This is a genomic window from Micromonospora sp. CA-248260 (assembly GCF_050942205.1).
GTDB classification, from domain to species: Bacteria; Actinomycetota; Actinomycetes; order Mycobacteriales; family Micromonosporaceae; genus Micromonospora; species Micromonospora antibiotica.
Genome location: NZ_CP192021.1, coordinates 17,948 through 31,615 on the forward strand (window position 1 = coordinate 17,948; position 13,668 = coordinate 31,615).

General features: G+C 75.0%; 13 protein-coding genes. 8 read left to right on the forward strand and 5 right to left on the reverse strand.

Annotation, left to right across the window (positions count from 1 at the left end; translation table 11 throughout):
* Window positions 1-81: 81 nt before the first annotated feature.
* Window positions 82-417 (forward strand): DUF952 domain-containing protein, encoded by a 336-nt coding sequence (locus ACQP2H_RS00095; RefSeq protein WP_433230286.1) that lies wholly within the window; start codon window positions 82-84, stop codon window positions 415-417.
* A gap of 237 nt (window positions 418-654) precedes the next feature.
* Here the strand turns inward: ACQP2H_RS00095 and ACQP2H_RS00100 are convergent, their stop codons facing one another.
* Window positions 655-1,416: an HAD family hydrolase gene (locus tag ACQP2H_RS00100; RefSeq protein ID WP_433230288.1), complete on the reverse strand. Its 762-nt coding sequence runs from the start codon at window positions 1,414-1,416 to the stop codon at window positions 655-657.
* A gap of 316 nt (window positions 1,417-1,732) precedes the next feature.
* On the opposite strand from ACQP2H_RS00100, the gene ACQP2H_RS00105 reads away from it, so the two are divergent.
* The gene (locus ACQP2H_RS00105; RefSeq protein ID WP_433233766.1) at window positions 1,733-2,698 is read left to right on the forward strand and encodes an L-threonylcarbamoyladenylate synthase; all 966 of its coding nucleotides are present in this window, start codon (window positions 1,733-1,735) and stop codon (window positions 2,696-2,698) included.
* 222 nt (window positions 2,699-2,920) lie between these two features.
* On the opposite strand, the gene ACQP2H_RS00110 is transcribed toward ACQP2H_RS00105, so the two are convergent.
* Window positions 2,921-7,324 carry an HAD-IC family P-type ATPase gene (locus tag ACQP2H_RS00110; protein WP_433230290.1) on the reverse strand — a complete coding sequence of 1,468 codons (4,404 nt, stop codon included), beginning with the start codon at window positions 7,322-7,324 and terminating at the stop codon, window positions 2,921-2,923.
* 200 nt (window positions 7,325-7,524) lie between these two features.
* Here ACQP2H_RS00110 and ACQP2H_RS00115 point away from each other — a divergent pair, with 200 nt between their 5' ends.
* The 6 genes from ACQP2H_RS00115 (at window position 7,525) to ACQP2H_RS00140 (ending at window position 11,746) form a co-directional block, all read left to right on the forward strand.
* Window positions 7,525-7,785: a hypothetical protein gene (locus tag ACQP2H_RS00115; RefSeq protein ID WP_091249246.1), complete on the forward strand. Its 261-nt coding sequence runs from the start codon at window positions 7,525-7,527 to the stop codon at window positions 7,783-7,785.
* Between the two features lie 89 nt (window positions 7,786-7,874).
* Complete coding sequence (locus ACQP2H_RS00120; RefSeq protein WP_433230293.1) at window positions 7,875-9,245, forward strand: MFS transporter; 1,371 nt, start codon at window positions 7,875-7,877, stop codon at window positions 9,243-9,245.
* Between the two features lie 50 nt (window positions 9,246-9,295).
* Complete coding sequence (locus ACQP2H_RS00125) at window positions 9,296-9,937, forward strand: GAP family protein (protein WP_433230295.1); 642 nt, start codon at window positions 9,296-9,298, stop codon at window positions 9,935-9,937.
* Between the two features lie 103 nt (window positions 9,938-10,040).
* Complete coding sequence (locus ACQP2H_RS00130; protein ID WP_357532706.1) at window positions 10,041-10,847, forward strand: SDR family oxidoreductase; 807 nt, start codon at window positions 10,041-10,043, stop codon at window positions 10,845-10,847.
* Window positions 10,848-10,884: 37 nt separating this feature from the next.
* Window positions 10,885-11,079 carry a hypothetical protein gene (locus tag ACQP2H_RS00135; RefSeq protein WP_208565192.1) on the forward strand — a complete coding sequence of 65 codons (195 nt, stop codon included), beginning with the start codon at window positions 10,885-10,887 and terminating at the stop codon, window positions 11,077-11,079.
* A gap of 118 nt (window positions 11,080-11,197) precedes the next feature.
* Window positions 11,198-11,746, forward strand: coding sequence for a YbaK/EbsC family protein (locus ACQP2H_RS00140; RefSeq protein ID WP_433230298.1), 549 nt, complete (start codon window positions 11,198-11,200; stop codon window positions 11,744-11,746).
* A 262-nt stretch (window positions 11,747-12,008) separates the two neighbouring features.
* Here ACQP2H_RS00140 and ACQP2H_RS00145 read toward each other — a convergent pair whose 3' ends face one another.
* The 3 genes from ACQP2H_RS00145 to ACQP2H_RS00155 all read right to left on the reverse strand — a co-directional run bounded on the left by ACQP2H_RS00145 (window position 12,009) and on the right by ACQP2H_RS00155 (window position 13,645).
* Complete coding sequence (locus tag ACQP2H_RS00145) at window positions 12,009-12,641, reverse strand: DsbA family oxidoreductase (protein ID WP_433230301.1); 633 nt, start codon at window positions 12,639-12,641, stop codon at window positions 12,009-12,011.
* A gap of 20 nt (window positions 12,642-12,661) precedes the next feature.
* Window positions 12,662-13,087, reverse strand: a complete 426-nt coding sequence (locus ACQP2H_RS00150) for a SufE family protein (RefSeq protein WP_219465416.1) — start codon at window positions 13,085-13,087, stop codon at window positions 12,662-12,664.
* Window positions 13,088-13,225: 138 nt separating this feature from the next.
* A complete protein-coding gene (locus ACQP2H_RS00155) occupies window positions 13,226-13,645 on the reverse strand; it encodes a CBS domain-containing protein (protein WP_328341649.1) in 420 nt (139 codons plus the stop codon).
* Between the last annotated feature and the right edge of the window lie 23 nt (window positions 13,646-13,668).

Sequence of the window (13,668 nt, forward strand, 5' to 3'; positions counted from 1 at the left end):
AGCCAAGGCGGGCTGTCAACCCCGGGGTGGGCTGCCGGGAGCGGTGGCTGCGGATCACTCCGACGTCTGCCACCCTGAGCTGTGCTGATTTACAAGATCCTGCTGCCCGCCGAGTGGGCCGGATTCGAGGCCGCCGGCCGCTTCGACGGCTCGCCGCTCGACCACAGCAGCGGTTTCATCCACTGCTCCTCGCGTGAGCAGGTGGCCGCGACCGCGCTGCGGTTCTTCGCGCAGGAGCCGACGCTCGTGATCGCCGCTCTCGACACCCGACTGCTCGGTGCGGCGGTGCGCTGGGAGGACGCCCCCGACGGTGGGCCCTTCCCGCACGTCTACGCGGCACTGCCGATCGACGCCGTGGTCACCGTCCACCAGGTGGCGGGGGCGTCGTCGGTGGACGACGCGATACCGCAGGCCTAGCTTGGTGATCGGGCCACCGGAGCGTGGCTCCGGGCAGGATCGGCAGCCAACCCGGTCGACCACCGTTGCACCCTGCGCCGCAACACTGCCCGACGGGCCGAGGTGGACCGACGGCGACCCGGTGGTGAAGCTCCTGCCACCGTTCGATGGCGACACCAGTCGATGGCGACGGCTGACCCCGCCAGAACGGGTGGTGCTCCCGGCCACCCGGCACCTCCATGATGCGGGCCGACGTCCTCAGTCGACGGAGCTCCGGGCCTGACGCAACAGCGCGAGCAGACCGTGGCCGTCCTCGATCCGGGCGTCAGGGACGACGGCGGGGTGCGGGGGTTCCCGGTCGGTGCGCGGGGAACGCATCAGGATCGCCGCTCCCGCGCCGGCCCGGCGGGCACCCTCGACGTCCCGGCCGAGAGTGTCGCCGACGAACCAGCAGCGGTCGATCGGCACCCCGACGGCGTCTGCCGCCAGCAGCGCCAGTCGCGGGTTGGGCTTCCGGGGGCCAGCCTCGTCGCTGTAGAACTGGGCGGCGAACGAACCGGCGAGCCCGACAGCGGCGAGGAAGTCCCGGTGCGCGGCACCGCAGAGGGTGTTGCTCACCACGGCCAGCGGAAGGCCCGCCGCGGTGGCCGCCCGGAGCGCCTCGGGGATCCCCGGGCGCACCGCCCAGTCCGCCCGCCACGTCCAGGCGTACGACAGGGGGGTCGCCTCACGGTCGACGGCGTCGCGGGCCGGTCCGGGCCACGAGCCGGTGACGAACTCCGCCCAGACCCGGGAGTGGGACAGCTCCACCGGGTCGGCTGTCCGGCCCGCGCCGTCACGCCAGGCCGAGTAGCGTCGTGCGCCTTCGGTCAGGTCGGCGGCGATCTGCTGGTCCGCCACCGCGCCACCGACGAGCTGGGACAGCCGCCGGACAAGTTCCGGTGGGGCGGGTGGCTGCGGAGGCGCGTCGGCCAGGACGCCACCGAAGTCCAGCAGGAGGGCGCGCGGCGAGCGGAGCATGCCCGCAATTCTCCCCCGACGAGACCGAAGGCGCGGAACGGACCGATCGGCACCCGACCTCTGGCGGCGCGGCAACGGGGGCAGTCGTGACCGACCACGCGGTCGCCGAGCTACGCGCCGCCGACATCGGCTGGGCGTAGGAGGAGACGACCTGCTGTCCGCCGGCGCGGAGCTGCGCGGTGACCCCACCCTGGCGCTCGCCTGCCGTCGCGGACGTCACCCGGGACGACCCTCGCGGGGACGACCGCCACCCGCACCGGGCCAGGCCGGGGCGGCAGGCTAGCGTCGGGGTGTGACCACTGGCGCTCCCCGTGTCCTGCCCGCCGCGCACGGCATCGCCGAGGCCGCCGAGGTGCTGCGGGCCGGCGGCCTGGTGGCCTTCCCCACCGAAACGGTCTACGGGCTCGGCGCGAACGCGCTGGACGCCCGGGCCGCAGCGCGGATCTTCGAAGCGAAGGCCCGGCCCAGCTTCGATCCGCTGATCACCCACCTGGCTGACGCCACCGACCTGCCGGCGCTCGTCGGCGCGCTGCCCCCCACCGTCGCGGCGCTGGCCGAGCGGTTCTGGCCGGGACCGCTCACCCTGATCGTGGACCGGCCGGCCGTGATCCCGCCGATCGTCACCTCCGGTCTCGACACGATGGCCGTACGGGTGCCCGACGAGGCGTCCGCCCGCGCGTTGATCCGGGCCGCCGGAGTGCCCGTGGCCGCGCCGAGCGCCAACCGGTTCGGGCAGCTCAGCCCCACCCGCGCCGAACACGTCGTCCGAGGGCTCGGTGCGGCGGTCGACGTGGTGCTCGACGGCGGCCCCACCCGGTGCGGAATCGAGTCGACCATCGTGGACGCGCGTGGCCCCCACCCGGTGGTGCTGCGGCTCGGGGCGCTCGCCATCGAGGAACTCGTCGCGGCGGTCGGCCCGGTGACCGTCCGGCAGGGCAGCTCCGGGCAGCTGGTCGCCCCGGGTACGTTGGCCGCGCACTATGCGCCGCGTACCCCGTTGCGGGTGGTGGCGGGCGCGGTGCCGGCACCGGCCGACGGGGTTCGACGGGGCTTCCTGGCCTTCCGGGAGGGCCCGGCGGCCGGTTACGCGGCGGTTGAGGTGCTGTCACCCGCCGGTGACGTGACCGAGGCGGCCGCCCGGCTCTTCGACGCGCTGCACCGGCTGGACGCGGCCGGGGTGACCGAGATCCTCGCCGAACCGGCCCCCGACGAGGGGGTCGGCCGGGCGATCAACGACCGGTTGGGCCGCGCCGCCGCCACCTGGTCCCCACCCGCACCCTGACCCCGGGCACATCCCCACGGCCAGCCGCGCACAACAAGCATGTAGTGGTCATTCGGCTGGCGGCGAGCCGCGCAACAACAAGGAAGTAGTGGTCATTCGGCCGCAGGATGCCACTACATCATGGTTCGAGCACGATCTTGCGGCGGCGGCGGGCGGTGGCGGCGGGCGGCGGGCAGCGGTGGTGGCGGGCGGCGGTGGTGGCGGGCGGTGGCGGCGGCGGGCTCAGCGGGTGGGCGGGCCCGGCAGGCGCTCCACCAGGCGGGTCAGCGCGCCGTTGGCGAAGGTCGCGCCGAGCGCCGAACCGGCGGCGATGCCCCAGCCCACCGGGCCGAGCGGGGTGCAGCCGAAGAACTGGCTCACCCCGGGGGTCTGCACCACGGCCGCGAGTACCCCGACCGAGGCGGCGGTCGACGCGAGCACCGTAGGGCTGGTGCCCCCGGCGAGGACGGTCTGCCCCAGTTGGGTGCCGACCAGCGAGACCAGGGCCACCGTGCCGGCCCGCCGTTCCCGGCCGGTCCACCGGGCCACCGTCCAGCCGGCGGTCGCCCCGAGGGTGGTTGCGGCGGCGCGGAGCCCGATCTCGCGGGTCATGGTGCCGCCGAGGGAGGCGTCCGGTCCTTCGCGGAGCAACCCGTCGGCGTGGTCGGCGTCGGGGGGCCGGACCGCGATGGCCAGTGCGGGTGCCAGGTCGGTGAGCAGGTTGACCAGGAGCAACTGCCGGCCGTTGAGCGCCGACCGGCCGGTGACGGCGGCGCTGAGTACGCTGAACGCGATCTCGCCGAGGTTGCCGCCGACCAGGATGCTCAGCGCGTGGCGTACCGACGACCACATGGCCCGCCCCTCGACCAGGGTGGCGATGATGGTCTCCAACCGGTCGTCGGTGACCACCAGGTCGGCGGCGGCACGGGCGGCCGGGGTGCCCCGTTGGCCGAGGGCGATGCCCACGTCGGCCAGCCGGATCGCCGGGGCGTCGTTGGCGCCGTCACCGGTCATCGCCACGGTACGCCCGCACTTCTGCAACGCCTGGATGATCCGTACCTTGTGCGCCGGGGTGCACCGGGCCACCACGTCGGTACGGCCCAGCCGCTCACCCAGCGCCGCGTCGTCCAACTCGTCCAGCTCGGTGGCGGTGACCACCCGTTGGCCGTCGGTTTCCGGGCTGATGGCCGACGCGATCGCCTCGGCGGTGGCCGGATGGTCCCCGGTGATCATGATGGTGTGCACGCCGGCCTGCCGGATCCGGCGGACCGCCGGGGCGGCGCTCTCGCGTACCCCGTCGGCGAGGGCGAGGAAACCGACGAAGACCAGCCCGCGCACCTCGTCGTCGGTGACCGCCTCGGCACCGGCCCGGCACTCCGCCACGGCGAGGATCCGGTGACCCGCCCCGGCCCGGTCGGCGAGCGCGGTGTGCAGCCGATCCCGGCGTGCGGCGTCCAGCGGCTCGTCCCGCCCGCCCGGCAGCCGCCACGCACCACAGCGGGGCAGCACCGTCTCCGGGGCACCCTTCACGCTGAGCAGCAGCCCGTCGGTGGTCCGGCCGACGGTGGCGTGGTAACCCCGGGACGGCTCGAACGGCAACCCGCCGACCGCCGCCCAGCCGGACGCGCCGGTCTGCTCGGTCACCCCGGCCTGCCGTGCGCCGTACCGGACCGCCCGGTCGGTGTGCTGCGGCAACACCTGCGGATCGTCCGCGTACGGGGTGGCGCGTAGCCCGGCGGCGAGGACCCGGCGCAACCCGTCGTCGAGGCCGGGCAGATCGGCGAACCGGCCGTCGTCGCCGACCCCGGCGAGCAGCAGCCTGCCCTCGGTGAGGGTGCCGGTCTTGTCGAAGCAGAGCACGTCCACCCGGCCCAGCGCCTCGATGGTGCGCGGGTTGCGGACCAGCGCGCCGTGCTCGGCCAGTCGTCGCGCGGCGGCCAGCTGCGCCGCGCTGACCAGGAACGGCAGCCCCTCCGGCACCGACGCCACGGCCAGGTTCGCGGCGGTCGCCGCCGTCTGCCGCAGCGGTACGCCCCGCAGCAGTCCCGCCCCGGCCACCGCGATCGCCGACGCGGCGGCCAACGGGATCGCCGAGCGGGTGATGGTGCCGAGCCGGGCCTCCACACCGCTCTCCGGCGGGGACTGCCGGGCCAGCGCGAGACTCCGCCCGGACTCGGTCCGCGCACCGGTCGCCACCACCACGGCGGTGCCGTGTCCGGCGGCGATGGTGGTGCCCTCGTAGAGCATCGAGGCCCGGTCGGCAAGGGCGGTGGCGACCACCGGAGCAGCCCCCTTGGTCACCGGCAACGACTCGCCGGTCAGTGACGACTCGTCGGCCTCCAACCCGTCGGCGGTGAGCACCCGGCAGTCGGCCGGCACCGCGTCCCCCGGGCCGAGGGTCACCACGTCACCGGGGACCAGTTCCTCGGCGGCGGCCACCCGTTCGGCCCCGTCCCGCAGCACCCGTGCGGTGACCGCCGAGCGGGACAGCAACTCGGCGAGCGCCCGGTCGGTGTTGCGCTGGTGCACCGCCCCGACCAGCGCCGATCCGCCGACCACGCCGCCGACCAGGGCCGCGTCGACCAGTGAGCCGAACGCCGCGGAGAGGACCGCGCCGGCGGCCAGCACCGGTGTGAGCGGGTTGGCCAGCTCGTCGACGAAGGCCCGGAACAGGCTGACGGGGCCGGCCGCCGCGTCCGGGTCGGCGCGGTGCCGGTGCTGCGCCTCGGCGTCGGTCAGCCCGTCCGGGGTGGTGTCCAGCTGGCGCAGCACGGCCGACACCGGCATCAGGTGCCAGGCGGTGGTGGCCGACTCCGGGGCCCCGGCCGGGTCGGGCAGCCGGCGGGCCCGCCACACGCCGTTGGCGAAGGCCAGCGCCGCCGCGCCGTTGACGGCGGCGAGGCTGCGGCCGGGCAGCTGCGGCACCGCGGCGGTGAACGCCCCCAACGCGCCGAGCCCGGTGCCGGCCATGGCGAGGCGGATGTTCTGCCCGGTCATCCGCCGGGCCACCCCGGCCGCCTCGATCAGCAGCGCCGGAATCCGCAGGTCGGTGCCGACGAGCAGGTGGGCGCCCCACGGCGGCAGGTCCTCGGCAGCGGCCACCCCGAGCCCGCAGTCGGCTGCGGCAAGCGCCGTCCGGTCGCCGGAGACCAGCATCACCACCGCGCCGTCGCGTTGCAGGGCACGTACGGACTCGACGAGCCGGTCCCCACCGGGCAGCACCGCGTCGGCGAAGCCGTACCGCTGCGGGTCGTCACCGGCGACCACCAGCCGCAGGCCGGCGTGCCGGGCGGCGGTGGGTAGCGCATCGACGCCGGGAGCCGGTTCGGGTGCGACCCGGACGACGGCGGTGAGGCTGCCGTGGTGGACGAGGCCGAGCAGCGGGCCGCCAGCCGTGCGCAGCCGTGCGCTGTCGGGGGTGTCCCCCGGGTCGACGGCGTCGAGGTCGGCCAGGGGGCCGAGCCGCCAACCGTCCGCCTCGTGGACGGCGTCGGGCTGCTCGGGGTCGAACAGGGCGAACGCCCGACCGGCCACCTCCCCGGTGTCGGTGCCGGGCAGCGGAGCCAGGTCGGCGAGGACACCACGGTCCGATCCGAGCACGGCCGCGTCCAGCACCACCGTGTCGATCCGGTCGAGTTCCCGCAGCACACTGCGGTCCATCGCGATCACGCCACGCCGGGCCAGCACCCGGCCGAGCTGGGCGGCGTACCCTTCGCGGCCACTGCCGGGGGCCTTGGGTAGCGCGGCGAGCCCCAGTGCGGCGGCCCGCTTCGGCCCGGCGACGGGCCACGCGGCGGCCCCGGCGGCGACACCGGTGGCGAGCATCGTCGAGACGTACCGTTCGACGGGGCCGTCGGGGCGGGGGCAGGGCCGCCGGACCCCGGGTGAGCGGGCCACGGCACGCTCCGGGTCGCCGGTCAGCCCCGGCTCGGCCCGGGTCCAGGCGGCGAGTTGGGCGCGCGCCTCACCCCACTGCACGATCCGCTGCGCGCCGTCGAGGACGATGCCGGCCCAACCACCGGTCAGGCCCTGCACGACCGCCTCGGCGAGCGGGAAGAGCACCTCGGCGCGTGGGTCGGCACGCAACCCCCGGCCGGCGAGGTCGTGCAGCCTGGGGTGCAGGTCGACGGCGGTGAGCAGGCCGGCCACCTCCCCCGGCACCGGGGTGAACGGCAGGATCCGGGTGGCGGCGGAGATGGTCAGGCCCAGCGCGTCGGAGGCGAGCGCACCGAGGGTCCGGGGGGTACGCGGCCCGTCCTCCGGCGGATGCGGGGGCGGGATCTCCGGGTCCGGCTCGTGCGGGCAGATCCGTTCGACCCGGGCCACCGTGTCGATCAGGTCGCGCAGTTTCGGTTTCGGTTCCCCGACGGCCACCACCACCCGGCCGGACGGGGCGTTCACCCGGGCCCAGGCCACCCCGGGGAGCCGTTGCAGCGCCGCCTCGACCTGCCGGGCCAGCCGGTCGCCGCCGTCCTGGCAGACGCCGTGCACCTCGATGTGGTGCCGGCCGTCGCGGGACCACACCCGGCGGCGGGTCAGCCCGGCCACCCGGGCCAGCCGTCCGACGGTACGGGACGCGCCGCCGAGCAGCGGGGGCACCGGCACCGACGGGAGGACCCGGCCGGCGACCCGGCCCAGCGTGGTCATCGAGGCGTACGGCCGATGCGTCGGCCCCGCCCACTGCCGCCGTACGCCATCGCGCCTCCCGCGTTCGTCAGGCGGCCTGGCTTCCCGGTAGGGCGTCCGTTATGCCCTCGGGGCGGGGGAAGTTTCCGCCGGTGGCGGGGCATGGACGGCGGTGCCGGTGGAATCCGGCTGACGATCCGACGAGTCGGCAGGAGGCCGGGATGAGCACGATCACGCGTCACCTCAGTGGCAGTCACGAGATGGTCCGCGCATACACCCGACGGGTGGAGGTGCCGATGCTGGGCGAGGTGGCGGTGCCCCCGCCCGACAAGATCGCCTACTACGCCGGGTTGGGGGTGCTCGCCGCGCTCCAGGTCATCGAGTGGCCGCTCGCCCTGGTGATCACCGCCGGTCACCTGCTCGCCGACCAGCACCTGTCGGGACTGGCCAAGGGGCTCGGGGAGGCCCTGGAGTCGGCGTGACGAGACCGGGCTCACCCTTGACCTGAACCAGGGTGCAGGTCGCAGGCTGGGTCCATGCCTGACGTACCGCCCCGGGCCGGGGTCCTTCGGTGACCGCCACCCTCGCCCCGGCGGCCCGCCTCTACGATCCCCGGCTGCGGGCCATGACGGTGGGCAGCGTCGCCCTGGTGTCCCTGCTCGCCTTCGAGGCGTTGGCGGTGGGCACCGCGATGCCCACGGTGGCCCGCGCGCTGGACGGGCTGGGCCTCTACGCGCTCGCCTTCGGCGGTTCGTTCGCCGCCGGGGTGCTGGCCATGGTGCTCTCCGGCATCTGGTGCGACGTCCGGGGACCACGCGCCCCGATGTGGGGCGGGGTGGGACTGTTCGTCGTCGGGTTACTCGTCGCCGGGAGCGCCGACGCGATGGGCACCCTGGTGGTCGGTCGGGCGGTGCAGGGCTTCGGGTCCGGGCTGCTCTCCGTCGCGCTGTACGTGGTGGTCGGGCAGGCGTACCCGGAGCAGCTGCGGCGGCGGGTCTTCGCGGCGTTCGCGGCGGCGTGGGTCATCCCTTCGCTGGTCGGGCCGGCGGTGGCCGGGTTGATCGTGGAACACCTGGGCTGGCGGTGGGTCTTCCTCGCGGTGCCGGTGGTGGCGTTGCCGGCGGTGCTGCTGGTCGAGTCGGGACTGCGCACGCTCGCCCGGCCGACGCCGGCCGGGCCACCGGCGGGCGCGGCGGCCCGGATCGGCTGGGCGGCCGGCGCGGGGGTGAGCGCCGCGCTGCTGCACCACGGGGGGCAGCAGCGCGGCGTGCCCGCCGTGATCCTGGTGGTGGTGGCCCTCACCGGCCTGGGGGTCTGCGCGCCCCGGCTGCTCCCGGCGGGGTTCCTGCGGGCCGCCCGGGGCCTGCCCACGGTGGTGGGGCTGCGCGGGTTGGCGGCGGCGGCGTTCGCCGGTGCGGAGGTGGTCATCCCGCTGATGCTGTCCCGGCAGCGGGGTTTCTCGCCGACCGCCGCCGGCCTGGTGCTGACCGTCGGCGCGCTGTCCTGGTCGGTGGGTTCCTGGCTCCAGGGTCGGTTGCCGGCGCCGCGCTCCTCGGCGACCCTGCCCCGGCTCGGCCTGGCCTGCGTGGCGGCGGGCACGGCCACGGTCACCCTGGCCGTGTGGCCGGCCGTGCCGGTGGCGGTCGGGGTGGCCGGGTGGGCGGTGGCGGGCCTGGGGATGGGTCTGGCGTACCCGTCGCTGTCGGTGTTGACCCTGGCCCTGTCGGCCCCCGACGAGCAGGGGCGCAACAGTTCGTCGTTGCAACTGGCCGACTCGCTGTTCACCGCCACGGTGCTGGCGTTGACCGGTGCGGTGCTCGCCGCCGGGACGACGCCCGGCCCGGCCGGGTACGCGGGGACGCTCGCCGTGGCGGTGGGCTGTGCCCTGCTCGGCGCGGTGCTCGCCGGCCGGGTGGTGCCGGGCCGGGTGCGGGCCGCCTGATCCCTCGAATCCCGCCTGGTCGACCGGGGTGACCGGGAGGATGGTGGGCGATGAACTTCCTGACGATCCTGCCGATGGCCGTGGTGATGGTGGCCGGTACGCAGTTGGTGGCGGCGGTCTTCCTCGCCTCCGGCGACCGGCCCCGCCGGGCTTCGCTGGGGTTCCTGGCCGGCGCGGCGATCGTGGTGGTTGCCGGGACGACCCTCGTCTGGCTGGTCTTCCGGGTCGTCAAGGGCGCAGCCGGCGGTGGTGGGGGTGGCCGCCGCCAGGTCGAGACGGTCATCGACTGGGTGGTGCTGGGGCTGCTGGTGGTGTTGGCGGTGGTGGTGTTCGTCCGGCGGCACTCCTCCGGCGAGCCGACGTGGATGGGTCACCTCCAGCACGCCGGATTCGGGTACGCGCTCCGGCTGGGCCTCCTGCTCTTCGTGGTGATGCCCTCCGACGACCTGACGATGGTGACGGTGGGGGCGACCGCCGCCCGGCACGGCCTGCCGTGGTGGCACCTGGTGCCGTTCATGCTGCTGACCCTGCTGTTGCTCGCCCTGCCGCTGCTGGCGTTGCTGCTGCTCGGTGCCCGGGCGGACCGGGTGCTGCCCCGGATGCGCGACTGGGCGGCCCAGCACTCGTGGATCATCAGCGAGGCGGTGGTGGTGTTCTTCCTCGCGTTGACCGTGGTCGACCTGCTCACCTGAGGGCCGGGACGCGCCGGGCCGGTCGGGGCGGTGTCACGTTCCGGGTGGTCGGTCCGTCAGCTGGTCGGCCGTCGGGTGCTCTTCCCGTCGGGTCGGTTCGTCGGTGGTCGTGGAGGGGGACGGGATGCGGGTGCTGGTGACGGGTGCCGGCGGGACGTTGGGGCGGGCGGTGCTGCCCCGGTTGCGTAGCGACGGCTTCACGGTACGGGCGACGAGCCGGCGGCCCCGGCACGATCCGACGACGGACTGGGTGGTCGCCGACCTGGCCACCGGGGCCGGGTTGGCCGAGGCGGTCGCCGGGGTGGACGCGGTGCTGCACCTGGCGTCCCGGCCGGGTGGCGGCGCCCCGACCCACCGGGTGGACGTGCTGGGCACCCGCCGGTTGGCCCTGGCCGCCGGTCACGCGGGCGTGGCCCATCTGCTGTACGTCTCGATCGTCGGCGTGGATCGGGTGCCGATCCCGTACTACCGGCAGAAGCTGGCGGCGGAGCAGGTGGTGGCGGCCGGGCCGGTGCCGTGGACGGTGCTGCGGGCCACCCAGTTCCCGGTGTTCCTGGACCGGCTGTTGCGGGCGGCGAGCCGGCTCGGGCCGGTGCTGGGGGATCCGGCGGTGCTGGCCCAGCCGGTCGACCAGCACGAGGTGGCCGCCCGGCTCGCGGAGCTGCTCGCCACCGGCCCGCTCGCCGGTGTGCAGGAGTACGGCGGCCCACAGGTCCTCCGCTTCGACGACGCGGTACGGGCCTGGCGGGTGGCCCGGGGGTCCCGTCGTCCGCTGCTGCCGGTGCGCCTGCCGGGGCGGCTGGGTCGGGAGTTGCGGGCGGGTGGGCTGACCACGAGCGCCGTCCCGACCGGCCGTCGGACCTGGGCCGATCACCTGGCCGACACGTACGGGCGACCCGACCGAAGATGAGCCGGACACGGGTTCACGTCCTGCCTACCGTGACGCCATGCTGGTCTTCGTCGTCACGGTGCTGCTCTACGTCTTCGGTCTGGTCTTCCTGTACGGGGTGATCCGCCTCGCCGTGCGGCACGGCATGGAGGATCTGGAGGCCCGCCGGCCACAGGCGCTGCGGGCCGGTCGGTCGGCGACGGCCGACGACCGGGCGTTCCTGCGGGAGAACTCCTTCCTGGGTGGCAACTGACCCGTCGCGCCCTCCCGCCGGCTGCCGCGCGTCGTCGTCTCCCGCGCACTGTGGGCGTGGCCCGATGCGTGGCCTGGTGGGGCGGCCTGTGGGGTGGGGTGCGAGGATCGCTGCCGTGATGGGAACGTTGCAGACCGAGCCCGCCCGGACCCGACCCGACCTGCTGGCCACGCCGGTGGCCGCCGCCCTGGCGCAGTGGTCGGCGGACGCGCCCGTCGACGTCGACGACGTCCTGGTCGCGCCGATCGACGCCACGCTGGCCGACACGGCGGCCTTCTGTGCCGCGTACGAGGTGGGGCTGGACGTGTCGGCGAACTGTGTGGTGATCGCCGGCAAGCGGGAGGGCGAGATCCGGTACGCCGCGTGCGTGGTGCTCGCCACCACCCGGGCCGACGTCAACGGGGTGGTCCGCCGGGCGCTGGACGTCCGCAAGGCGAGCTTCGCCCCGATGGCCGACGCGGTCGAGGCGACCGGGATGGAGTACGGCGGGATCACCCCGATCGGGCTGCCGGAATCGTGGCCGATCCTGGTCGACGCCCGGGTGATCGCCACCCCGCACGTGATCATCGGCTCCGGCGTACGGCACAGCAAGATCGCCCTCCCCGGGCCGGCGCTCGGCGCACTGCCGGGCGCGCGGGTGGTGGAGGGCCTGGCCCGACCCGCCTAGCCAATCACGATCATCGATGTTGTTGCACGTGAAACATCATGATCGTCGATGTCTGACGGGGGTCGCTGCGCGCTGCGCCAGCCCAGCCCGCCCCGCCTGGTCCCGTCCAGCCCGGCCGACCCAGCCCGGCCGACCCAGCCCGGCCGACCCGGCCCGGCCCGGTCGCCCTGCGTGCGCCGGGCCGGGCCGGGAGCGGGGACGCGTCAGCGGGTCGCGGCCCGCGTCAGCAGCTCGCCCTCGGTGAGAGTGCGGTCTTGCGGTGTCAGTCGGCCGATTCGCGCTGGGCGACCTCGGTCAGCGCGGCGAGCAGGGTCTCCGGCTCCTGCGCTCCGGTGACGCCGTACTTGCCGGCGAGCACGAAGGTCGGCACGCTGCTCACCCCGAGTTGGTGGGCGGCGGCCAGGTCGGCGGCCACCTCGCGTCGGCCCGCGTGCGAAACCAGGTGTTCGCGCGTCTCCGTCTCGTCCAGCCCGACGGAGACCGCCAGCGCGACCAGCGCCTCGGGTGAGCCGACATCGACCCCGTCGGTGAAGTGCGCCCGGTAGAGCGCCTCGACCACGTCACCCGCCCGGCCGTGCCCGTCGGCGAAGCGGACCAACCGGTGCGCGTCGAAGGTGTTGGCGCTCACCGCCCGGTCGAAGTTCAGCGTCAGCCCCACCTCGGCGGCCACCTGGGTCACCTGCCCGGCCATCGACTGGGCCCGCTCCTGGCCGCCGAACTTCGCGGCCAGCGCGTCCAGCAGCGGCTGCGGCGCGGTCACCGGCGTCGGGTCCAGCTGGAACGGCCGGTACCGGACGGTCACCTCGCCGTCGTACGACGCCAGGGCCTGTTCGAAGCGGCGCTTGCCGATGTAGCACCAGGGGCAGACCACGTCGGCGTAGATCTCGATCTCCATGATCGGAGACAACCCCCAGCTCAGCCAGCTTGTTCCCGCACCTGCCGCTTGAGTCGGGCCAGGATCGCGGTGCCGCCGCGCACCCGCAACGGGCTGATCACCTGGGCCAGGCCCATCCGCTGGTAGAGGTCGTCCGGCACGTCCAGCACCTGCGTGGCGCTCGCCCCGGCCAGCCCTTCGGCGAGGATGCCGGCGAAGGCCCGGGTGGTGGGCGCCTCCGGCGGGCAGTCGAACAGGGTGGTCACCGTGCGGTCCGGGTTGACCTCGGCACGCAGGAAGAACGCCGTCTGACACTCGGGGACCTGCTCCAGGTCGTCGCGATCCACCCCGGCCGGCAGCGGCGGGATCACGTCGGCGTACTCCAGCAGCATCTCCAGCACCACGTCGCGGGGGGCGTCGGCGAACTCCCCGACGATCTCGGCCAGCCTCGTCGGCATCTCGGACATCCCGCCAGGCTACCGCCGCACCCGGCGCGGGTCTGCCACCAGACTGCCGTACCGCCCGGGTGCGGGCTGGAAAGAGCCGGGACGAGGGAGTGCCGGGCGGGCGACCACACCGGTCGTGGGTCGCCCACCCCGGGCGGGTCAGTTGTTCGGTGCGCCCTCGCTGATGTCGGCGAGCGCCGAGCTGGGGTCGAGCTGCATCGCCAGGTCGCCCAGGGAGACGATGCCGACGAGCTTGCGTTCGTTGTCGCAGACCAGGATGCGTCGGATGTTGCGCTCGCGCATCAACGCCACCGCCTCGCCGGCCGTGGCGTGCTGCTCGATCATCACCACCTCCCGGGTGGTGATCGAGCCGATCGAGGTGCTGGCCGGGTCGCTGCACTCGGCGACCGCCCGCACCACGATGTCCCGGTCGGTCAGCAGGCCCGCCAGCGTGGAGCCGTCGGTGACGACCACGTCCCCGATGTCGGCCTCCTTCATCACCCTGGCCGCTTCGTCCAGGGTGGTCTCCGCCGACAGGTAGACCACCTGCTTCGTCATCACGTCACTGACCCGGTACATGAGAGCCCTCCGCACAACAAACA

What these genes read in the sequence shown, in the direction of transcription:
- ACQP2H_RS00100 (WP_433230288.1), bottom strand. Translation starts at nt 1,416, where the DNA reads ATGCTCCGCTCGCCGCGCGCCCTCCTGCTGGACTTCGGTGGCGTCCTG.
- ACQP2H_RS00110 (WP_433230290.1), bottom strand. Translation starts at nt 7,324, where the DNA reads ATGACCACGCTGGGCCGGGTCGCCGGCCGGGTCCTCCCGTCGGTGCCG.
- ACQP2H_RS00115 (WP_091249246.1), top strand. Translation starts at nt 7,525, where the DNA reads ATGAGCACGATCACGCGTCACCTCAGTGGCAGTCACGAGATGGTCCGC.
- ACQP2H_RS00125 (WP_433230295.1), top strand. Translation starts at nt 9,296, where the DNA reads ATGAACTTCCTGACGATCCTGCCGATGGCCGTGGTGATGGTGGCCGGT.
- ACQP2H_RS00135 (WP_208565192.1), top strand. Translation starts at nt 10,885, where the DNA reads ATGCTGGTCTTCGTCGTCACGGTGCTGCTCTACGTCTTCGGTCTGGTC.
- ACQP2H_RS00140 (WP_433230298.1), top strand. Translation starts at nt 11,198, where the DNA reads ATGGGAACGTTGCAGACCGAGCCCGCCCGGACCCGACCCGACCTGCTG.
- ACQP2H_RS00145 (WP_433230301.1), bottom strand. Translation starts at nt 12,641, where the DNA reads ATGGAGATCGAGATCTACGCCGACGTGGTCTGCCCCTGGTGCTACATC.
- ACQP2H_RS00150 (WP_219465416.1), bottom strand. Translation starts at nt 13,087, where the DNA reads ATGTCCGAGATGCCGACGAGGCTGGCCGAGATCGTCGGGGAGTTCGCC.
- ACQP2H_RS00155 (WP_328341649.1), bottom strand. Translation starts at nt 13,645, where the DNA reads ATGTACCGGGTCAGTGACGTGATGACGAAGCAGGTGGTCTACCTGTCG.